The organism is Kineococcus sp. NBC_00420 (genome assembly GCF_036021035.1).
GTDB lineage: Bacteria > Actinomycetota > Actinomycetes > Actinomycetales > Kineococcaceae > Kineococcus.
On sequence record NZ_CP107930.1, the window covers coordinates 528,329 to 547,780 of the forward strand.

Genomic DNA, 19,452 nt, shown 5'->3' on the forward strand with positions numbered 1-19,452 from the left:
AGGACCTCCGGACGGCTCACGTCCAGTCGACCCCGCACCCGCTGAACGTGCTCCGCCGCCGCAGGGCCTCGTGGACGGCCTCCTCGACACCGGGCAGTTCGCGCCGTTCGTCACCGTCGGGCAGTTCCACGACGCGGAACGCGTCGGGTCGCACGACCCGGGGTCGCGGGCCGTTGACGATCGCGTCGAGGACCCTCGTGAACGCTCCGGCCGACGCCAGCGGGGACCGCAGCGGCCGGCCGTCCAGGCGGTGGCGCAGGAGGTCGTCGAGCAGGTCGACCCGGGGGTGCTGCGTCGTCGCCGGTGGACGCCCCGGGAGTTCCTCCACGACCACGTCGAGGGTGTAGTAGAGCGTCATCCGGCCGCGGGTCCCCTCCACGACGACGAACGGTTCGCCGGGTTCGGCCGCCGCCAGCGTCGCGGCGAGGACGAGGTCCGGGGAGTCGCGCAGCGAGACGACGACGGACGTCGTGTCGTCGGTCTCGATGTCGTTGACCCGGAACGGATCCACTTCGACGGCGAGCACGTCCTCGAGCGACTGGCGGCCGGCGACGGCCAGTGCGGTCGCCACCGCGTGGGCGAGGGGGTTGGTGAGGACGCCGTCGGCGACGACCCGCTCCCCCAGCCGGCGGCGACCCGCCCAGGGGGCGCGGGTGAAGTAGGAGCGGGCACGCACCCAGCACCCCGCCGCGGAGAAACCGGTGACCTCCCCGATCCGGCCCTCGGCCACGCGGGTACGGACGTGGTCCAGCGCGGCGGACCCGAGGGACTGGAAACCCACCTGGACGCTGCGACCCTCCGCCTGGGCGAGGTCGAGGAGGTGGGCGAACTCCCCCAGTCCCGTCACCGCGGGTTTCTCGAGGACCACGTCGGCCCCGCTGCGCAGCGCCCGTTCCGCGAGGTCCGCGTGGGTGTGCAAGGGGGTGGCGATGGCGACGACGTCGGGCCGCTGCTCGGCGAGGAGGTCGGCGAGGTCGCCGTAGCGGGGGACGTCGGCGGGCAGGCCCTCGGGGAGCGCCCCGACCCCGAGCCGCGGGTCCGCGACGCCGGCCCAGCGGAACGTGCCGGCGGCGATCCGGGGGCGCAGGCGCGCGAGGTAGGAGTGTCCGTAGCCGTGGACCCCGGCCAGGGCGATCGTGGGGACGGGGTTCACCGTGCTACCTCCGGGGACGAGGGACCCGGGACGGGTCCGGGGGTTTCGAGCCAGTCGAACGCCGTCTGCTGCGCGGCCGCGTCGAAGGAGTGCCCCACGTCGGCGAACGACGCGCTGTAGGCCTGCGCCGCACCGGCTCCGCTGTAGCGACGACGGATGACCTCGTCCGCGCGGGTCATGCCCTCGCGCGGGAACAACCGGTCGCGGGTGGCGTAGTGGACGTGCAGCGGACGGGGCGCGGCGGCCGCGACGACGTCGGGCCAGTCGCCCACCCGCGCCAGGCCGGGGGTCGTGAACGCCCAGGTGTGGGAGTGCACGTGCTCGGCCAGCACGTCCCGCAACGTCGAGACCATGGCCGCCACCACCACCCGGCCGATGCCGTCCTCCGGGGTGGGTCGCAGCGCGGAGGCGATGGCGGCCCGGGCACCGCCTCCTGACAGACCCACCAGGGCGACGCCGTCGAGCGCCTCACCGGTGGCGCGGAGGACGTCCAGGGCGAGCAGGTCCTCCCGCGCGATCAACCCCGCCCACGACGTGCCCAGCAGACCCAGCGCCTTGGCGATCGCGTCCTCGGCCGGGCCGGCGTGGACGTCGTAGGTGGCGGCCTCGTCGAGCGGTGCCCCGGCGGCCAGTTCCCGCGCGGCGAGTTCGAGTTCGGCGACGGCTTCGCTGCGGGCGGGCATCGCCGCCACGGGCAACCGCCGGCTTCCCCAGCCGTAGGCGTCGTGGACCAGCACGAGGTGGCCGCGGCGGGCCAGTTCCTCGGCGGGGGCCCGGCCGCCGTAGAGCGCGTCCCGGACCCCGACGAGGGAGGGGTGGACGGGCCGGCCGTCCGCTCCGTCGGCGAGCTTGTCCAGCCCGAACCGCTTCATCCCGCCGTGGCAGTGCAGGAACACCGCGGCCGGCAACCGTTGCGGACCGTCGAGGGGTCGCAGCAACCGGCCGCGCACGCGGGGCCCGAACCCGGCGTCCCAGGACAGTTCCCGCCCGGACAGGTCGCCGCGGACCCACTCGGCCTCGACGCGGACGTCGGCCTCGGCGACGCCGGGGACGCGCGGCACGCCGAGCACCGCACGCAGCCGCCGGCTGACCTCTGCCGGCGTCGGTGCGTCGTCGCCGAAGAGCGGCCAGGAGTCCTCGAGGACCTCCACCAACCCGTCGAAGACTCCGAGACGATCAGTGGTGGTCATGTCGATCCGGCTCCGTCGCAGGTCGGGAAAGCGCTTGCTCGCACCGTAGTGGGCGGCCTTCCGGGCCAGCAAGCCACCCTCAGGAGATGAGTTCCGAGAGGACCAGGTAGACCAGGAACCCGACGAAGAACCCGACGCTCCCGACGCTCGTCTCGCCGCTCTCGTGCGCCTCCACGAGGAGTTCCTCGGTGGCCAGGTACATGAAGGCGACGGCGCCGAAGGCGAGGACACCGGCGAGCAGGGCGGGCGACGCACCGCCCAGGAGCACGGCCCCGCCGAGGGCACCGCCGATGGTGAGCACGGCGAGGACCGCCGGGAGCAGCGCCACCACGAAGGTCGGGAGGGTTCCCGCGATCGAGGCGGAGAGGGACAGCCCCACGAAGAGGTACTCCACGGCGAGGGCCACGGTGAGCAGGACGCCGACCTGGGCCTCGGTGGAGAACCCGGCCCCGAGGATGACGCCGTCGACGAGGAAGTCGATGCCGGTCGCGACGATGAGCCCGACCGGGACCCCCAGCGCCCCGCGGGCCGCGCGTCCGCGTTCGATGCGGGCACCGACGTGGCGGAAGGTGAACATCACGGCGATGCCGGCGGCGAACCCCGCCACCGCGACCCACGGGGACCGTTCGAGCACGGCGGGGATGAGCTCGATGGCGGTGGCCGCGAAGACGACACCCGCGGCGAAGTGCTGCAGGCCGCTGGTGAGGCGGGGACCGGGGGCACGCACCGCGGCGATGCCGCCGGAGAGCAGGGCCGCCGCGAGCGGGACCAGGGTGTAGAGGGCGATGGTCGAGAGCACCTCGTGATCGTCCCCCGGGACGGGACCGGGCGCCGTCCGTGCGGTTCACCAGGCGAGCGCGCCCTCCCGGTTCGCGAAGGTCCCGGTGGGGCCGTCGTCGGGCAAGGTCGCGAGGCGGACGATCGCGTCGCTGCCCTCGGTGACGGTCTGGGTCCCCTGGCCGTCGTTGAGGTCGGTGTCGGTGTAGCCGGGGTCGGCGGCGTTGACGAGGATCCCGGGCAGCGCCCGGGAGTACTTCAGGGTCAGCATGGTCAGGGCCGTCTTGGAGACGGCGTAGATCGGGGGGACGACCTCCCAGTCGAACATGTCGTGCTCCAGCGTCGCAGCGAAGGAGCCGACCGTGGAGGAGACGTTGACGATCCGCGGGTGCTCGGAGTTCCGGAGGAGGGGTACGAAGGCGTTGGTGACGCGCAGGACCCCGAGCAGGTTGGTGTCCAGGACCGCCACGGCCTGTTCCGCCGTCGTCCGTTCCAGGGGGGCGACGCCGGTGTTGACGGCGGCGTTGTTGACGAGGACGTCCAGGCGACCGTGCTCGCTGCGGACCCGGGCGGCCGCGGCGTCGACGCTGCCCTGGTCGGTGACGTCGAGGTGCAGGAAGTCGACCCCGAGGTCGGCGGCGGCGGAGCGACCGCGGTCGAGGTCGCGAGCGCCGAGGAGGACGGTGTGTCCGGTGGCGGCGAGGCGTCGGGCGGTTTCGCGGCCGATGCCCTTGTTGGCGCCGGTGACGAGGGTGATGGTGTCCATGGCGCCACCTTGCGGGTCGGTCCTGCGGGGCGGAAGGCGCTGTGCCTCGGTAGGACTGCCGGCACCACCCGGCTCACGGGCATGATGCCCGGGTGAGCGGGAGTGCGGAGTTGGGGACGGTGTTGCGGGGGTTGCGCAACCGCTGCGACGTGGGGCCGAGCGGGATGGTGGTCACCGCGCGCCGGACGCCGGGGTTGCGTCGTGAGGAGCTCGCGCTGTTGGCGGGGGTGTCGGTGGACTACCTGGTGCAGTTGGAGCAGGGGCGTGCGAGGCGGCCGTCGGCTCCGGTGGTGGCGGCGTTGTCGCGGGCGTTGCGCCTGGAGGCGGAGGATTCGGACCTGCTGCACCGGGCGGCGGGGTTGGCTCCGGTGCGGGGGGCGTTGTCCCGCGAGGTCCCCGAGGGGGCGGAGCGGGTGGTGTCGCGGTTGCGGGAGTGGCCGGCGGCCGTCTACTCGGCGGACTGGTGGTTGTTGCGGTGGAACTCGGCGTGGACGGCGCTGCTGGGTGGGGGAGGGTCGGTCGCGCAACGTGGTGTGGTTCGAGATGACGCAGCCGAATCCGAACGTGCGGGTGGATCCGGTGGAGGAGGAGGTGTTCCGGGACGCGATCGTGGGCGACCTGCGGGTGGCGCTGGTGGAGCATCCCGACGATCCGGAGCTGGTGGACCTGGTCGGTGCGTTGCGGGAGGCGAGTCCGGAGTTCGTGGAGCGGTGGGGTGCGGCGCGGCCGGCGCGGTACCGCGGGATGCGCAAGCGGGTGGAGCACCCGGAGGTGGGGACGGTCGTGCTCGACGGTGACGTGGTGCAGTTCCCGGGGTCGGACGTGCGGTTGGTGGTGTACTCCCCCGTCGCGGGTGGCCGGGACGCGGAACGCCTGTCGCGGTTGACGGGGGCCGTCGACGCGCCAGGCGAGTAGCGGGGCTGGCCGCCGGGTGGGCGGTGGTCGTCGAGCGGGTCGTCGGGTCCTGCGTCGGGCGCGACGTGTCACTCCCCGCTCAGAGGACTCCGGTCGCCAGGAGCACGAGCAGCACGACGCCGAGGAGGACCCGGTAGCCGATGAAGATCGTGATGGGGTGGCGGGCGACGAGGCGGAGCAACCCGGCGATGGAGGCGTAGGCCACGACGAGGCTCACCAGCGTCGCGACGAGCGTGGGGGTCCAGCCGACGCTGGCGCTGATGTCCGAGGCGCTGCCGGCGGCCTCGTAGGCCCCGGCGGCGGTCAGCGCCGGGATGGAGAGGAAGAACGACAGCCGGGTCGCCGTGACGCGGTCCAGGCCGCGGAACAGCGCGGCGCTGATGGTGGCCCCCGACCGCGAGACCCCGGGGACCAGGGCGACGCACTGGACGAGTCCGATGACCAGGACGTCGGAGAGCCGGACGTCGCGCTCGGACCGTTGCTGACTGCCCCGCCGTTCCGCGAGGTACATGACCGCGCTCCACGCGATGAGGGCGACGGCGACGACGACGAGGCTGCGGAGGCGACCCGAGACGAGGTCACGGGCGGCGAAACCCACGATGCCGATGGGGACGGAACCCGCGATGACGAACCAGGCGAGGCGGTAGTCCGGGTCGCGCCGGGCGGTGGGGTGCAGGAGTCCGGACACCCAGGCCCGCACCAGCCTGACGATGTCGGTGCGGAAGTAGATCAGGACGGCGGCGATGGCTCCGACCTGGATGATCGCGGTGAACGCGGTCACTCCGGGGTCGTCGACCCGCAGGCCGAGGAGTCGTTCGGCGATGGTCAGGTGTCCGGTGCTGGAGACGGGGAGGAACTCCGTGATCCCCTCGACGACTCCGAGCACGAGGGCCTGGGCGATGTCCATGTGGTGCGGTCCTCAGATCGTTCTCGACGGGTGGCGGTTCGACGGTCCGCGTCAGTCTCCGCTGCCGCCCTGGGCCGGGGCGCTGGTCATCTGGTCCGCCCACACGGCCTCGGCGCCGGAGTCGCCGACCCGGTAGACCTGGACGCCGGCGGCGATCGCGGCGACCACGGACAGCACGGCAACGAAACCGAGGCCGCGCACGGCGCGCGGACCTCGACCGCGAGCGCCGGGGTCCCTTGCGTCGTCAGCGTCGGCGCGGTGGCGGCGCTGGACCCACCACAGGACGATCGCGAGGAGCGTCATGGGGAGGGCGAACCAGACGAGCTGGTCTCCGAGTTCGGCGTGGGCGCCGGGGTCGCCGACGCGGTGTTCGAGGGCTTCTCCGCTGCTCGTCGCGATCGGGCAGAGGGCGGTGGCGATGACCGCGACGAGGGCGTTGAGTCCGCCGTAGCGGGCGCGCCAGCGGGGCAGGACGGCGACGAGGATCGTGCCGAGCACCGCCAGGGGCAGGAGCACGACGACGGCGTGGACGACGAGGGGGTGGACGGGGAGTCCGTTGATGGTGTCCAGCACGGGGGTCCTCCAGGGCTGCGGCTTCGGGGGGCGGTGTGCCGCACACTGGCGAGGGGCCGGTGGGGAGCTGCACGCGACGACGTCGACTACTATTCCTCCAGTAGTAGACACGGAGACCAGGGGGGCGTCAACCGGTGGTGAGGCGATCGCGCGGCGCGCTCGAGGAGGCCGTCCTGACCGTGGTGCAGACCGCGGACCGTCCGTTGTCCGTCGCCGAGGTGGTGGACCGTCTCGACGACGACCCCGCCTACACGACGGTCATGACCACGATGGCCCGGTTGTGGTCCAAGGGGGCGTTGCTGCGCGAACCGGCGGGGCGCGGCTACACCTACGCACCGGCGGCGGCGCCGGACGAGCTCGTCTCCGCCCGGGCCGCGCGCAGCATGCGACGCCTCCTGGACGGGGAGGGCCGCCGCACCGACATCCTCGCGAGGTTCGTCTCCGAACTGGACCCCGACGACGAGCAGTTCCTGCTGGAGGTCCTCACGCGCACCGCCGCCGAGAACCCCCGGACGGACATGTGACTCGCGTGCTCGCGACGGTGCCCGACGCGTTGGACGTGCTCCTCCCGCTCTGCCTCGCCTGGTCGCTGGTGCTGCGGGTCGTGGCCCGCCGGCGGGCCGAGGAGGCCTCCTGGCGACGGGCGGTGGTCCTGTTCGCGCTCGCGGCCGCCGCGACGACGACCTGCGTGCTCACGGCGGCCACCGTTGTGATCGGTGTCCTCCTGGCCCGCACGTCGTGGCTGGCGCACTGGGGTGGGTGGCACCCGACGGCGTTGCCGGAACCCGGGGTGTCCTCGTGGTGGGCCGTTCCCGTCGCCCTCGTGCTGCTCGTCCTCCTCGCCGCCACCGCGCGTCACGTCGTCCTGGTGGTCGCCAGCCTGTGGCGGGCCGAACTCGCCTGCCGTGACGTGGACACCCGCAGCACCCCCGACGGGGGGACCTGGACCGTCCTGGAGAGCGCCTCCCCCGACGCGTTCGCCCTCCCGGGGTGGCGGCGTCCGGTGGCGGGGGCACGTCAGCGCGGACGGGTCGTGGTCTCCTCCGCGATGCTCGCCGCCCTCGACCCCGACCAGCAACGCGTCCTCGTCGAGCACGAGCGCTCCCACCTGCGCCACCGGCACCCGGTGTGGATCCAGCTCGCGGAGTCGTGCGCGGTGCTGAACCCGTTGCTGCGGGGGGTGCCCGAGGTCGTGCGCGCTGCCGCGGAACGGCAGGCGGACCTCGACGCGGCGGCCTGCGTCGCGGACCAGGAACTCACCGCGCGGACCATCGCGACCGCCGCCCTGGCGCGGGCCCGGGTGGTGCCGCGCGAGCGCCGCCCCCCTGCTCCCGCCGCTCCTGCGGCCACCGGCGGTGACGTCGTCCACCGGGTGGAGTACCTGCTGCGTCCGCAGCGCCGCCGGTCCACGCGGTCCGGCACCCTGCTCCTGGTGGCCATCGTGCTGCTCGCCTCGACGACCTCGCTGGTCACCGGCTACTGCGCGATCGCCCGCCTGGACGACACCCGCGCCCAGGCCGGCGCGGCCGCGGTCTCGGGCGCGGCGACCCGCCCCTCAGACGCTGCGACCCACCAGTGAGCCGATCCCGTAGGTGACGGCCATCGCGAGCGCGCCGCCCAGGACCGTGCGCAGACCCGCCCGGCGCCGCCCGGCCCCGCCGAGCTGGGCGCTGACTCCGCCCGTGACGGCCAGGGCGACCAGGACGGCGACGAAGCACGCCGCCACCCGCACCGCGACCGGGGTGAGCAGGATGGCCAGCAGGGGGACGAGGGCCCCGAGGGTGAAGGCCGCCGCGGACGTCCCGGCGGCCGTCCAGGGGCCCGCGACCTCGTCGGGGTCGATGCCGAGTTCGGCGTCGGCGTGGGCGCGCAGGGGGTCGTGGGCGGTCAGTTCGAGGGCCACCTGCTCGGCCAGGGCGCGGGAGAGGCCCTTGTCGACGTAGATCGCCGTGAGCTCGGCGAGTTCCTCCTCAGGCATCTCGGCCAGTTCGCGGCGTTCCGCGGCGAGCAGGGCCTGCTGGGTGTCGCGCTGGGTCGAGACCGACACGTACTCCCCCGCCGCCATCGACAGCGCCCCGGCGACGAGACCCGCGACGCCGGCGGTGAGCAACGCCGTCCGGTCCGTGGTGGCCCCCGCGACGCCGACGACGAGACCCGCCACCGAGACGATGCCGTCGTTGGCGCCGAGGACACCGGCCCGCAGCCAGTTCAACCGCGACGCCAGGCTGCCCCGGTGCAGGGCCGGTTCCCCGGTGTGGGGCGGCTCGGTGGCAGCGCGGGCGAGGTCGTCGGTCACGGGCCCAGCCAAGCGCCGGAGACGCGACACCGCCACCCACGGGCCACGTCGACGCCCGACCCGCGGTCCTTGAGCGACGGGTGGGCCGGACGGGTGACGCGGTGAGGTTCTTCCCCCGTTCGGCGCAACCGCCGGTGGCGTACGGGTGAACGGTGTCGATCGGTCGGCATGCTCGCCCGTCGCTCCCTGTCCGTGCTCGTCCTCGCGGGCCTGACCCTGCTGGCCCCGGTCGTGTCGGCGTCGGCGGCAGGGTCGGCACCGACGCAGGTGCCCGAGCAGGTGCCTGCGGCGACGGCGACCCCGGTGCCCACCGGAACAGGACCGAGCGACCCCACCCCGCAACCCTCCTCCCCCTTGGGAGTCACCACGCGCACCTCCCGGGTCGCCGCACCGCCGAGCGGGTGCCTGGTCACCGGGGACTTCGGCCAGGCCTACGCGGCCGCGGGCGGTCGCTCGTCGGCGTTGGGCACGTGCACGGGCAACGAGGCTCCGGTGAACGGGGGCGGAGCGGCGCAGCCCTTCCAGAACGGCTCGCTCTACCGGAGCCCCGCGACCGGCGCCCACACCCTCTACGGCGCGATCCGGGGCCGGTACGCGAGCGCCGGGTGGGAGAACTCCCCCCTGGGGTTCCCCACCACCGACGAGTTCGAGGTGCGCGGTGGCCGCGGTCAGCACTTCCAGGGCGGGTCGATCTACTGGAGCCCCGCCACCGGCGCGCACGACGTCGCCGGGGCGATCCGGGAGGAGTGGGCGGTGCTGGGGTGGGAGAACTCCCCCCTCGGCTTCCCCCTCACCAGCGAGGTCCCCCTGCCCCGCGACGGCGGGCGGCTGCAGCGGTTCAGCGGTGGCGTCGTCTACTGGACGGCGCGCACCGGCGCGCGGACGGTGCGCGGCGCGATCCTGAGCGCGTGGGCCGACACCGGCTACGAGGGCGGCCGGCTGGGTTACCCGACCAGCGACGAGTACGACGTTCCCGGCGGGCGGCGCAGCGACTTCCAGTTCGGGTCCATCACCTGGGACGCGGCGACGGGGCGCGTCGGGGTGAGCACCGTCCCGCGCGTCGCCGTCATCGGGGACTCGATCACCTACGGCGCCTGCGGCGGAACCGCGCAGACCGTTCCCTCCACCGTTCCGGCCGCCACCGCGGCCTGCTTCGGCTGGCCCGGCTCCACCAGCGACGAGATGCAGGCCTTCGTCGAGGACCAGGGCTTCCGCTCCGCCTGGCCGGGGATGCCCCTCCCCACGGCGACGGTGGACCTGCGCCGGGCCGTCGACGACAGCGACGTCCTCGTGCTCGGTCTGGGCACCAACGACGCCCTGCGCGACCGGGCGGCCTTCCCGACCCGGACGTGGCCGCTCGGGGACACCGCTCCGGTTCCCAGCGGGCACGTGCCCGTCGGCAACGGCTACTTCGACCAGAAGATCGACTGGTTCATGGGCCTGGCCGCGGGGAAACCCGTCTACTGGTACGACCTCGGGTTCAACGGCACCGACCGGGCCACCGGCGACTACTTCCGCGCCCGCAACGAGCGCCTGGCCGCGGCGACGCGACGATGGCCGAACCTGCACGTCATGGCCTGGTCCGGTGTGGTCGCGGCGCACCCGGAGTTCCTCGTGGACGAGGTGCACCCCAACGAGGCCGGTCGCGCCGCGCGGTGGGCTCTGCTGACGTCGAGCGTGTGGGGGCACTGACGTCGCTGCGCTCCGCGCCGAGGACCGCGGTGCCGCGAACATCGTCCTCGCCCCGTTCCCGGCCGTGCAGAGCTCGCAGCGCCGCGAGGTACGGCACGAGGACGACGTTGCCACCGAGGAGCAGAGAAACGCCGACCGCGCGCAGACGCCGACGATGACCTGGACGGGAGCTGCACCCGCTCAGGACGCGGGCCGCTCCGGCCGTGCTCACGCTCGATCCCGCGACCAGCAGCAGAACTGGTCCGCGCGCAGCGTGGCGTCCGATGGCCCTTGGCCGGTGAGCAAGTTGCTCGTGCACGACGGCGACGACGGCGGGCGCCAGACTCACGACCGCGGTGCGCGCGAGATCGCCGTACCCCGCACCCGAAGGGCGCGAACGCGTTCCCAGGGCCACGAGGACCAGACCGACGACCGACGCCGCGTCGAGGGACAGCACCGCGAGCAGCCTGCCGCGTCCAGGGACGCGGGCCGCCGCCGACGTGGGCACGAGGTTTCCCCCACCACGCGCGGCCACGTCCACGGGCGCCCTTTTCGCCGGCTGCACCAGCGACGTGACGTCCGAGTCGACCACGCCCTGCTCGTCGGCGAACGTCGTCCTGGTCCGCTCGCTGCTCCACGGTCCGGGGTTCCCGGTGCGATCCGCTCGTCCACCGGCGATCACGATGGGTGTGTCCGGCCCACCGACGCGAGGACGTCGAGCAGGGCCGAACCCAGCCGGGGATCGGCCAGCAACCGGAAGGGCCCGACGGTGTCGACGACGATGTTCTCCGCACCCGGGAGGTGACTGGAGCCGGGGATGTTCGGATCGATCTTCGCGTAGATCGAGGTGATGCAGCGGTTGACGTCCTCCACGGCGGTCAGGGTCCGCAGCAGTTCCCCGACGGGCGCGAAGACGCGCACCGCCCGCAGCGGGACGAACCGGGCGAGGCTCGAACCCGAGAAGGGGGAGTTCACGGCCACCAGGTGCTTGAACGAGCCGTCACCGTTGTGGTGGGCGAGCAACTGCTTGCCGATGAGGCCGCCCTTGCTGTGCCCCACCAGGGCGATCCGGCCACCCCCGCTCAGGCCGTTCTCCTCGACGTGGCGGCGCACCCGGGAAGCCATCTCGGGGATCTCGCCGCTGTTGAACCCGAGACTGCTCACGACGTGCACGGGATGGCCACCCCCGTGCAGGGCATCGATGATCGGCTGCAGGAAGCGCCAGGACTCGAAGACACCGGGAACCAGGACGACCGGGATCGACCCACCACCGCCCGCGCCGTACTTGGGCGCCAACACACTGCGCCGCAGGCTCTTCGCCTCCCACCTCAGCGCGTACCACAGATCCGCACCCACCCGGCGGACGATCTCGAGACGCCTCACGGCGAGGACTCCCCCACCGCCATCGTCGCCAACTCGCGTGTCCCCCACCACCAGCGCAACCGGGCCACCTCGGCGGGGTGCGACCAGTGGACGACGTGACCGGCACCGGGAACCTCAGCGACAGCACTCTCGAGGCACGCTGCGGACAGTCGTTGCGGCCACGCGGCCGAGGCCAGCCGATCCCGGTCCCCCCGCACGATCAGCAGGGGAACCCGCACCTGCTCGAGGGCGTCTTCGATGTGTTCGTCCAGCATGAACCGCGACGTCCACCACCAGACCCGGGCCCTGCAGGCCGCTGCCGCGAACAACTGGACGAACTTCAGGTTCAACGGCTCCCCCGAGGTGTCCCAGGCCAGCCGCCGCGCCTGGGAGAACCGGTTCCGGGCGGCGTCATCGGTCGTGGGGGTGAGGAGGACCGCACAGCGGACGTCGGCGGGTTCGGTGCTGAGGAGTTCGGCGACGACCTGGACACCGAGGGAGTGCCCCAGCAGCACGCCCCCCCCCCGTCAGGTCCTGCTCGCGCAGGAAACGCGCGAGCGCCTGCGAGGTCCACCCCGAGAAGGAGGCCCAGTGGCCACGGCTCTCGGGACGCGTCACCGGCTTCGGCGGACGTCGGGCGTCACGGGTTCTCCTGGAAGCGGTCGAAGGCCGCTGTTGGACCTGCGGGCAACCGCAGGTGCTCCGACGGTGGAGGGCACGCCGGGTTGTGCCACGAAGCGGTGAGGCCAGCACGGCGTCAGCAGCAGCCCGGACGTGTCTTCGCCCTCGTCACCACGTCTGACCACGTGTCGTGGGCCATCGCGTCCACCCATCGGCCCACGCTGGCGTACGAGCCACGCGACCCCCACTTCGTGACCAGGGACGTGGTGCCCTCGGCCGGGATCCACCACGGGACGGCCGGTGAGCTCGGAGTGGAGCAAGCGCCGACCGGTGTCGGCTCCCGGGTCTGCTGCAACCTGGGCTTGCCCCGGTCGTCAGCGGTGCGCGGGGTGTGGCTGGTCAGGTCAGAGGAGTGGGTCCTGTTCCCATCCGTCGGCCAGCGGAGGGTGACCGTTCTGCGGGGTCGGGCTCGAGGGGTTCGGCTCGCTGGATCTTCGGGTCTTGCCGGGCGCGCGGGTCCTGGGGGTCTTGCCCGGCTGCACCGTGCCGCTGGCGGCGAGACCGTCGTGGGGACCTGGCGACGCCGGCGCAGGTGGTGCCTCCTCCGCCCGCAGCTGGTACCGCCTGCTGCTCCAGCCCCTGCGGTGTCTGATCAGGTGACCCGCATCGCTGAGGTGCGCCAGGGTGGCACTGATGTTGCCCCCGATCACCAGCACCAACCAGGAGGCGCGCACGTCGTCCGGCAGTCGCCGCCACACCTCCTGCCGGACCGCGTCGAGGGGAAGCAGGTCGTCGGAGTCCGCGAAGACGCCGAGGACGATCTCCTGCAGCTCACCCAGCAGGCCCGGTGGACGAGGCGGTAGCGTCGACGAAGCACCAGCGGCGGTGAAGTCAGCCGGGAGCTGCGGGGCGTGGACGTCGAGCTCGAAGCGATCCATGCGGCACCTCCTCGACGACCCGAGCGACCGTGGACGACCTGCGTGACGTGGCCGTCACCTGATCATGCAGCAGATCCGCGCTGACCGACGAGGAGGTCACCACGGGTTCGCCGGTGTCCTGGTCGCTGCGTACCCCCGCGGACGCGGACGAGTGGGGTCAGGGTCCCTCGGCCTCACGGAACGCCGCTCTACGCCTGCTCACGTTCTTGCACCAGCAGGTCCGCCAGGAGGTCGGGCTGCTCGTAGCGGGCTTCGTAGCCACTGTCCACGAGGACGGTGCCGACGGCGATGACCGAGACCCCCGCCATCTGCGCGTCCAACGCGAGGTCACCGGGGAGGAAGTCCCCCTCGCCCAGAGCCAGCAGCCGGGCGCGGGTGGCCTGGTCCACCTGCTCCCACCACGCTCTGAGCAGCGCCCGTTGTCCTCCCGCCTGCTCGAAGACGCCCGAGCCACCGGTGCGCTGGGAGTCGAGGCGGGGGTCGTGCGTGGATCGGTCAGGACCCGGGGTGTCCAGTCCCAGCTCGATGCCGCTCCGAGCGGTCGGGTGGTTGTGCTTCTCGCGCGTCCGCCCTCCGGGCTGGAGTGTCTGGCCGCAGAACGGAGAGTGGGACGAGGGAGAACGGGACACGACCTGACCATGTCATATCACCGTGTGTGTTGCCTGAGTGGCTCGCTGTCATGCTCGATCTGGCGGGGAACACCCGCCGGACCGACGGGAGGCTCGACCTCTTCCACGGACACGATCGTGGTCGAGGGGTCCTCGACCACCAGGACGACCGGCGTCCCGTGCACGCGGAAGGACAACCAGGACGGACCACCCGCGCGGTGCACGACGTCGAAGAGGACGCCCGCGTAGGGCTGAGGCCCCCGCTCGGTGGAACAGGCCACGACGAGGTGGGAACCGACGTGGGTGAACGCCAGGTCGGACACGCACAGTTCCGGCACTGCCACACGGTAACCACACACCCCCCTGATGGGGGGCAGAACGAGAGATCAGCCCTCTCGAGCTGCCGGCCAGGTGGCGTGACCTCAGCCACGTCGCCACATCAGGCCACGACACAGCTCATCGGCGGGCGCACCCGGTCGCAGCACCCCCCGAACAGGCGATCGTGCCGCCCGCTCGACCCGCCGAAGAGTGAGGAGAGCAGGAAGCCCACGAGCAGCGGGGTGACCAGGCGGCGTTCGAGGAGGACCCAGTGCAGTACCACCCGCGTCCGAGCACGACCCACCGCAACGGGTCGTCTGCCGGGCGCCCCGCCCCGCCCCAGCCCGCCTCTGCCGCTGAGATCAGCGCGCTGGCCCGGATGCTGCTGAACCGCCCCGAGCTGGCTCACCTCGACGACGACAGACTGCTCCTGCGCCTGGCCCGCACCACCGCCGTCGGGCACCTGCTGCGTTCCCGCGTGGCCGCCGCAGCGTCCGACGCCGAGCGCCTCCTGGACGCCATGCTCAACGACGGCCGCGCCGTGGTCCTGGACATCACCGACCCCGATCCGCGGGAGGGGGTGCTGGCGGTGCGTCGCCCTGCCGCGGTGAGCGACCTGCCCCGCGCTCGTGACATGGCGCGCGGACTCGCCCCGCTCCTCGCGCGGCGCTGACCACCGTCCCACCGGCGATGGAGCCGCGGGGGTGACGCGGGGGTAACGCGGCGACGGAACCGGCCGGCCTCGCCCCCGGTGGCGAAACCCTTCTGCGGCGTGCACTCGCCGCCGCGGCAGCTCCACCGGACGTGGGCCGGACTGCACTGGTACCCACCGTCGTCCCACGGACGCCGGAAGGACCGGCGCCGGAGACGAAAAAGGCCCCGACCTGCGTTTCCGCTGGTCAGAGCCTGTCCCGTCGCTGTCTCAACGAGTGTCCGAGGGGGGACTTGAACCCCCACCCACTATACGTGGACTAGCACCTCAAGCTAGCGCGTCTGCCTATTCCGCCACCCGGACGAGTGGTGCTCACCCGTGCCTTCCGGTCGGTGCGAACGAGGAAAACCGTAGCACGCTGAGAGCCTCGATCACGCCACGCGTCCGGGGCCGACGGGGTGCTCCGGACGGGGGAAGCTGCTGCGCCACACCTCCTGTGGCCCACGCCGGGTGCCGATCCACCAGAGGTGAGCCACGCCCTGCCCGAGACCGCCCGCTCGACCACGGATCCCGCGAGCGCCGCGCGCGCCCTGGTGGAGGGGATCGAGCGTGTCGTCCGGGGGCGGCGGCAGGCGGTGGAGCTGCTCGTGACGGCGGTCCTGGCGCGGGGGCACGTGCTGATCGAGGACGTCCCGGGGAGCGGGAAGACGACGATGGCGACGGCTTTCGCGGCGTCGCTGGGGGCGGACTGCGCGCGGGTGCAGGCGACGGCGGACCTGTTGCCGGCGGACGTGACGGGGTCGGGGATGTGGGACCCGGCGGCCGAGGGGTTCCGGTTCGTGCCGGGTCCGTTGTTCGCGCCGGTCGTCCTGGTGGACGAGCTGAACCGGACCTCGCCGCGGACGCAGTCGGCGTTCCTGGAGGCGATGGAGGAACGGGCGGTGACCGTGGACGGTGTCCGGCACCGGTTGCCCGATCCGTTCGTGCTGGTGGCGACCCAGAACCCGGTGGAGCAGCACGGCACGTACCCGTTGCCGGAGGGGCAGCTGGACCGGTTCGCGGTGCGGTTGGTGCTGGGTCCCATCGGTGAGGACGTGGAGCGGCAGGTGCTGCGGGAGCAGTTGGCGGGCAACCGTCCGGAGGCGTTGTCGCCGGTGCTGGCGTTGAGCGACCTGATCGGGTTGCAGCGGGCGACGACGCAGGTGCACGTGGCGGAGGCGACCCTCGACCTCGCGCTGAGGCTGACCCGGGCGACGCGCACGGACCCGCGGATCGTGTCGGGGGCGGGGACGCGGGCGGCGTTGACGCTGGTGCGGTGCGCGCAGGCGCGGGCGTTGCTGGGCGGGCGGGACCACGTGCTGCCGGAGGACGTGCAGGCCCTCGTGGTGCCCGTGCTCGCGCACCGGCTGGTGCCGGCGGAGGAGCACCGGTTCGCGGACTCCCCGGGGACGGCGTCGCGCACGCTGGCGCAGGAACGTCTCGCGGCGGGTCTCGTCGCCGGCACGGCCGTGCCGATCCACCGGTGAGCGACGCGCGATCCGCTGCTGGTCCCCCGCCCGTCCTGGAGCGCGAGGTCCTGCTGACGCAGCCGAGCACGGACAAGATCCTGCGGATGCGCCCGATCCTCGTGGCGACGGCGGGGCCGGCGTTGCTGCTGCTCTCCTTCGGGGTCGGCAACCGCTGGATCGCGCTGGTGGCGTGCCTGCTGCTGGCCGCGGTCGGGGTCGCCGTCGCGACGCTGCCGCGGGTCTGGACGCTGTCGGTGCGGGTCGACGTGGCGGCCCGGACGCGGGTGGGCGAGGTGGTGGAGCACGTCTTCCACCTGCACAACCACGGGCCGCGGGACCTCCCCCCGGCCGTCCTGCACTTCCGCGGCGACGCCTTCGCGGCGGGTCACACCGCGCTGCCGGCGATCCCGGCCGGAGCGAGCGTGGCGCTGCGCGTTCCTCGCGAGGCCGCCTTCCGCTGCTTCAGCCCGGGCCCGGAGGTCCTCGTCGAGGCGGCGGACAGCCTCGGGTTGCTGACCGTGGAGCGGGTCGGGCGCGTCGGCGCGCCCGTGCACGTCCACCCCGCACCGGCGACGCCGCCGCCGCCGGCGACCCCGCCCGCGAGCGCCGGGGTGGAGGACGTGGCGGGGGTGCGTCCGTTCCGGCGGGGGGACCGGGTGTCGTCGGTGCACTGGCGGGCGAGTGCGCGTCGGGGTGCGCTCTCGGGTCCCTCGCGTGGTGCGGGCGCGGGGTTGGTGGTGGTGGAGCGGGAGGCGGAGCCGGTGGGTCTGCTGGTGGTGGCGATCGGTGGTGCCTCCTCGGGTGACAGGGTGGATGACGGGGCGTGGGAGGAGCTGCTGGCCTCTGCTGCGGCGCTGGTGCGTCGGGAGCTGGGGTCGGGGCAGACGGTGCGGGTGGTGCTCGCGGGGGCGTCGGGTGAGGGTCTGGGGGCTCTGGACGTGCTGGCGGCGGCAGGCGGGCCGACGCCGGTGGACGGGGTGGCCGCGCGCGCGGCCGCGGGTCGTGACGGTCGGGTGCTGGTGGGCGAGCTGGGGACGGGGTGGCGGTTCGCGTGAGCAGGCGGTCGGGGACGTCGATCGAGGCGGCGTCGATCGAGGCGGCGGATCCCTACGTGACGCACGGGGCGGGTCGCGCGGTGCTGGTGCCCGCGGCGCTGGCGGTGCTGGGCGCGGCGTGGGGTCTGGTCGTGACCGGTGGACTGCCGGCGGGCGGGGTGGCGACGACGGCGGCGGGTCTGGGCCTGGCGGCGCTGGTGCGGGGCGCGACGTCGTCGCGCTCGGCGCGGGCGTGGACGGGGGTCCTCGCGGCGGGGGCGGGTGCGGTGTGGCTGCCGGGGGTGGTGTCGGGCTCGGGGGTCTTCGCGCTGTGGCCGGTGCTGGCGTTGTGCCTGGCGGTGCGCCAGTTCGCGAGCGCCCGTTCGTTGCGCGAGGTGCGGTTGGTGCTGGGGTTGTCGGTGCTGGTGGTGCTGGCGGCAGCGGGGGTGTCGCCGGTGGCGGCGTTGGTCGGCCCGTTGGTGGTGGTGTGGTCGGCGGTGCTGGTGGGTTTCGCGGGAGCGGTGCCGCACCGGGTCGGGGGTGCGGCGCAGCGGGTGCGGACGCTGCGGGCGGTGGCGGCGGCCGGGACGGCGGGGGTGCTGCTGTTCCTGCTGGTGCCGGCGGGTGGCGGGGCGTCGTTGGCCGGTGGCGCGCTGGGGCGGGCGACGGCCTCCGGTGCGGAGGAACGGGCGTCGGCGGCTCCGCGCTCGGGTGCGGCCTACGCGGGGGGTGACCTGGACCTGTCCTCGCGCGGTGAGCTGCCGCAGACGGAACTGGTGAGCGTGCCGGCGGACTCCCCCGGGTGGTGGCGTTCGGCGGTGCTGGACACCTACGACGGGCGGACGTGGACGGGTGGTCCGGTGGCGTCGTGGTCGTCGGGGTCGTCGCAGTGGTCGGCGGCCGGGGAGGACGGCGCGACGGGGCCGCAGCGGGTGGACGTGGTGGAACCCGTGTCGGGTGACTACCCGGCGCTGCTCAGCGCCGGGGCGCCGGGGGCGGTGTCATCCCCGGGGGTCGACCTGCGGGTGGTGCCGTCGGGCGCCGCGGCGTGGCTGGGGCCGGTGGGGGTCCCCTACACGGTGACGTCTTCGGAGACCCCCACGCTCGGGTCGAGCGTGGACTCGGGATCGGGCGCCGGGGCGGCGCCGGTGGAGGAGGAGCGGTGGCTGCAGCTGCCGTCGTCGCTGCCGCAGCGGGTGCGCGACCTCGGGGTGCGCCTGGCGGTGGGGCGCGGGCCGGTGGCGACGGCCCGGGCGGTGAACGAGCACCTGCACGCGAGCGCGCGCTACTCCCTGGACGCGCCGGTGCCGGCGGCCGGTGAGGACGCGGTGGACGCGTTCCTCTTCGAGGACCGCATCGGCTTCTGCGAGCACTTCGCGAGCGCGGAGGTGGTGCTGCTGCGCTCGGCGGGGATCCCGGCGCGGTTGGTGACGGGTTTCGCCGGTGGCACCGACGCCGGTGGGCGGCGGGTGTTCCGCGGTGCGGACGCGCACGCGTGGGTGGAGGTGTGGGTCCCCGGGCAGGGATGGACGACGTCGGACCCGACGGCGGGTGCGCAGCTCGTGGCGGGGGATCGCCCGTCGTGGGCGGCACGGGCGTGGTCGTGGGTGCAGCGCACGGTGACCGAGGTGCTGGCGAGCGCCGTGGCGCGCACCGTGCTGGCCGTGGTGCTGGTGGGGGTGGCCGTCGGTGCGTGGGTGCTGCTGCGGGCGGGGGCGCGTCGTCGCCGGTCCCGGACGGGGGTCGCGGACGCGGTGGTGGTCCGCCGGCGCGGCGACGGGGTGTCGCCGTCGGTGCTGGCGCTGCTGGTGGCGTGGGAGCGCTTCGACGCGGCGTTGCCGCCGGAGCGTCGCCGGGGTGGCGCGGAGGGGCTCTCGGCGTGGCGCGCGCGGTTGCTGACGCCGGCGGGGGCGGGGCCGCTGGCGGCTCGGCGGGAGGAGCTGGGGGCGGCGCTGGCGGTGGTGGAGCGGGCCTGCTTCGCCCGCCGGGTGCCGTCGCGGGCGGAACTGGAGGGGGCGGTCGCGACGTTGGAGCGGGCGTCGTCCACGGTGCTGGCGGCGGCTCGGGTCGCGGGCTCGGCGGGTGCTCGGGGGTGACCTCGGCGAGCGCGGCGTTCGTCGGCGGTTAACCTGAGTGCCCGCCGCGCGGGTGGCCTGCTGCCAG

20 protein-coding genes, 1 tRNA gene and 1 pseudogene are annotated in these 19,452 nt (G+C 74.0%); 9 read left to right on the forward strand and 13 right to left on the reverse strand.

The features are described from left to right. Nucleotides 1-16: 16 nt before the first annotated feature. The 4 genes from OG218_RS02620 to OG218_RS02635 form a co-directional block, all read right to left on the reverse strand. Nucleotides 17-1,153, reverse strand: a complete 1,137-nt coding sequence (locus OG218_RS02620) for a Gfo/Idh/MocA family protein (protein ID WP_328291645.1) — start codon at nt 1,151-1,153, stop codon at nt 17-19. Next, nucleotides 1,150-2,343, reverse strand: a complete 1,194-nt coding sequence (locus OG218_RS02625) for a hypothetical protein (RefSeq protein ID WP_328291646.1) — start codon at nt 2,341-2,343, stop codon at nt 1,150-1,152. Before OG218_RS02625 ends, OG218_RS02620 begins: the two co-directional genes overlap by 4 nt. 79 nt (nt 2,344-2,422) lie before the next feature. Further along, on the reverse strand, nt 2,423-3,142 hold the full coding sequence (locus tag OG218_RS02630; protein ID WP_328291647.1) for a ZIP family metal transporter: 720 nt from the start codon (nt 3,140-3,142) through the stop codon (nt 2,423-2,425). A 45-nt stretch (nt 3,143-3,187) separates the two neighbouring features. Continuing rightward, a complete protein-coding gene (locus OG218_RS02635; protein ID WP_328291648.1) occupies nt 3,188-3,886 on the reverse strand; it encodes an SDR family NAD(P)-dependent oxidoreductase in 699 nt (232 codons plus the stop codon). A gap of 164 nt (nt 3,887-4,050) precedes the next feature. Between OG218_RS02635 and OG218_RS26535 the strand changes: the two are divergent. Together OG218_RS26535 and OG218_RS26540 are read left to right on the forward strand one after the other, a co-directional pair. Then, nucleotides 4,051-4,167: pseudogene (locus OG218_RS26535) on the forward strand (helix-turn-helix domain-containing protein); the annotation flags it as partial. Nucleotides 4,168-4,450: 283 nt separating this feature from the next. Beyond that, complete coding sequence (locus OG218_RS26540) at nt 4,451-4,801, forward strand: MmyB family transcriptional regulator (protein ID WP_442906354.1); 351 nt, start codon at nt 4,451-4,453, stop codon at nt 4,799-4,801. Between the two features lie 79 nt (nt 4,802-4,880). Here OG218_RS26540 and OG218_RS02645 read toward each other — a convergent pair whose 3' ends face one another. Both OG218_RS02645 and OG218_RS02650 read right to left on the reverse strand, forming a co-directional pair. Next, the gene (locus OG218_RS02645) at nt 4,881-5,708 is read right to left on the reverse strand and encodes an undecaprenyl-diphosphate phosphatase (protein WP_328291649.1); all 828 of its coding nucleotides are present in this window, start codon (nt 5,706-5,708) and stop codon (nt 4,881-4,883) included. Between the two features lie 51 nt (nt 5,709-5,759). Next, a complete protein-coding gene (locus OG218_RS02650; RefSeq protein ID WP_328291650.1) occupies nt 5,760-6,281 on the reverse strand; it encodes a DUF2231 domain-containing protein in 522 nt (173 codons plus the stop codon). A 137-nt stretch (nt 6,282-6,418) separates the two neighbouring features. On the opposite strand from OG218_RS02650, the gene OG218_RS02655 reads away from it, so the two are divergent. Together OG218_RS02655 and OG218_RS02660 are read left to right on the forward strand one after the other, a co-directional pair. Further along, nucleotides 6,419-6,805: a BlaI/MecI/CopY family transcriptional regulator gene (locus OG218_RS02655; RefSeq protein WP_328291651.1), complete on the forward strand. Its 387-nt coding sequence runs from the start codon at nt 6,419-6,421 to the stop codon at nt 6,803-6,805. 5 nt (nt 6,806-6,810) lie between these two features. Continuing rightward, nucleotides 6,811-7,860, forward strand: a complete 1,050-nt coding sequence (locus OG218_RS02660) for a M56 family metallopeptidase (RefSeq protein WP_328291652.1) — start codon at nt 6,811-6,813, stop codon at nt 7,858-7,860. Here the strand turns inward: OG218_RS02660 and OG218_RS02665 are convergent. Next, nucleotides 7,837-8,577, reverse strand: a complete 741-nt coding sequence (locus OG218_RS02665) for a VIT1/CCC1 transporter family protein (protein WP_328291653.1) — start codon at nt 8,575-8,577, stop codon at nt 7,837-7,839. The genes OG218_RS02660 and OG218_RS02665 overlap by 24 nt on opposite strands. A gap of 168 nt (nt 8,578-8,745) precedes the next feature. Here OG218_RS02665 and OG218_RS02670 point away from each other — a divergent pair, with 168 nt between their 5' ends. Then, on the forward strand, nt 8,746-10,269 hold the full coding sequence (locus OG218_RS02670) for a GDSL-type esterase/lipase family protein (protein ID WP_328291654.1): 1,524 nt from the start codon (nt 8,746-8,748) through the stop codon (nt 10,267-10,269). Between the two features lie 657 nt (nt 10,270-10,926). Here OG218_RS02670 and OG218_RS02675 read toward each other — a convergent pair. The 5 genes from OG218_RS02675 to OG218_RS02695 all read right to left on the reverse strand — a co-directional run bounded on the left by OG218_RS02675 (nt 10,927) and on the right by OG218_RS02695 (nt 14,115). Beyond that, on the reverse strand, nt 10,927-11,604 hold the full coding sequence (locus OG218_RS02675; RefSeq protein ID WP_328291655.1) for an esterase/lipase family protein: 678 nt from the start codon (nt 11,602-11,604) through the stop codon (nt 10,927-10,929). Between the two features lie 23 nt (nt 11,605-11,627). Next, complete coding sequence (locus OG218_RS02680; RefSeq protein WP_328291656.1) at nt 11,628-12,125, reverse strand: alpha/beta fold hydrolase; 498 nt, start codon at nt 12,123-12,125, stop codon at nt 11,628-11,630. A 510-nt stretch (nt 12,126-12,635) separates the two neighbouring features. Further along, entirely contained in the window at nt 12,636-13,169 is a 534-nt protein-coding gene (locus OG218_RS02685) for a hypothetical protein (RefSeq protein WP_328291657.1), read from the reverse strand. Nucleotides 13,170-13,357: 188 nt separating this feature from the next. Continuing rightward, nucleotides 13,358-13,558: a hypothetical protein gene (locus OG218_RS02690; RefSeq protein WP_328291658.1), complete on the reverse strand. Its 201-nt coding sequence runs from the start codon at nt 13,556-13,558 to the stop codon at nt 13,358-13,360. A 257-nt stretch (nt 13,559-13,815) separates the two neighbouring features. Continuing rightward, on the reverse strand, nt 13,816-14,115 hold the full coding sequence (locus OG218_RS02695) for a hypothetical protein (RefSeq protein ID WP_328291659.1): 300 nt from the start codon (nt 14,113-14,115) through the stop codon (nt 13,816-13,818). Nucleotides 14,116-14,366: 251 nt separating this feature from the next. Between OG218_RS02695 and OG218_RS02700 the strand changes: the two genes are divergently transcribed. Continuing rightward, on the forward strand, nt 14,367-14,768 hold the full coding sequence (locus OG218_RS02700; protein WP_328291660.1) for a hypothetical protein: 402 nt from the start codon (nt 14,367-14,369) through the stop codon (nt 14,766-14,768). Nucleotides 14,769-15,025: 257 nt separating this feature from the next. On the opposite strand, the gene OG218_RS02705 is transcribed toward OG218_RS02700, so the two are convergent. Then, nucleotides 15,026-15,110: transfer RNA gene (locus OG218_RS02705), tRNA-Leu, on the reverse strand. A gap of 164 nt (nt 15,111-15,274) precedes the next feature. Between OG218_RS02705 and OG218_RS02710 the strand changes: the two genes are divergently transcribed. Genes OG218_RS02710 through OG218_RS02720 form a run of 3 tightly spaced genes read left to right on the forward strand, consistent with a single transcriptional unit; the run spans nt 15,275 to nt 19,385 of the window. Further along, complete coding sequence (locus tag OG218_RS02710) at nt 15,275-16,273, forward strand: AAA family ATPase (protein WP_328291661.1); 999 nt, start codon at nt 15,275-15,277, stop codon at nt 16,271-16,273. Continuing rightward, nucleotides 16,270-17,310 carry a DUF58 domain-containing protein gene (locus OG218_RS02715; protein WP_328291662.1) on the forward strand — a complete coding sequence of 347 codons (1,041 nt, stop codon included), beginning with the start codon at nt 16,270-16,272 and terminating at the stop codon, nt 17,308-17,310. The genes OG218_RS02710 and OG218_RS02715 overlap by 4 nt, the downstream gene beginning before the upstream one ends. Beyond that, nucleotides 17,307-19,385, forward strand: a complete 2,079-nt coding sequence (locus OG218_RS02720; protein ID WP_328291663.1) for a transglutaminase family protein — start codon at nt 17,307-17,309, stop codon at nt 19,383-19,385. The genes OG218_RS02715 and OG218_RS02720 overlap by 4 nt, the downstream gene beginning before the upstream one ends. Nucleotides 19,386-19,452: the final 67 nt, after the last annotated feature.

What these genes read in the sequence shown, in the direction of transcription:
- OG218_RS02625 (WP_328291646.1), bottom strand. Translation starts at nt 2,343, where the DNA reads ATGACCACCACTGATCGTCTCGGAGTCTTCGACGGGTTGGTGGAGGTC.
- OG218_RS02635 (WP_328291648.1), bottom strand. Translation starts at nt 3,886, where the DNA reads ATGGACACCATCACCCTCGTCACCGGCGCCAACAAGGGCATCGGCCGC.
- OG218_RS02645 (WP_328291649.1), bottom strand. Translation starts at nt 5,708, where the DNA reads ATGGACATCGCCCAGGCCCTCGTGCTCGGAGTCGTCGAGGGGATCACG.
- OG218_RS02670 (WP_328291654.1), top strand. Translation starts at nt 8,746, where the DNA reads ATGCTCGCCCGTCGCTCCCTGTCCGTGCTCGTCCTCGCGGGCCTGACC.
- OG218_RS02685 (WP_328291657.1), bottom strand. Translation starts at nt 13,169, where the DNA reads ATGGATCGCTTCGAGCTCGACGTCCACGCCCCGCAGCTCCCGGCTGAC.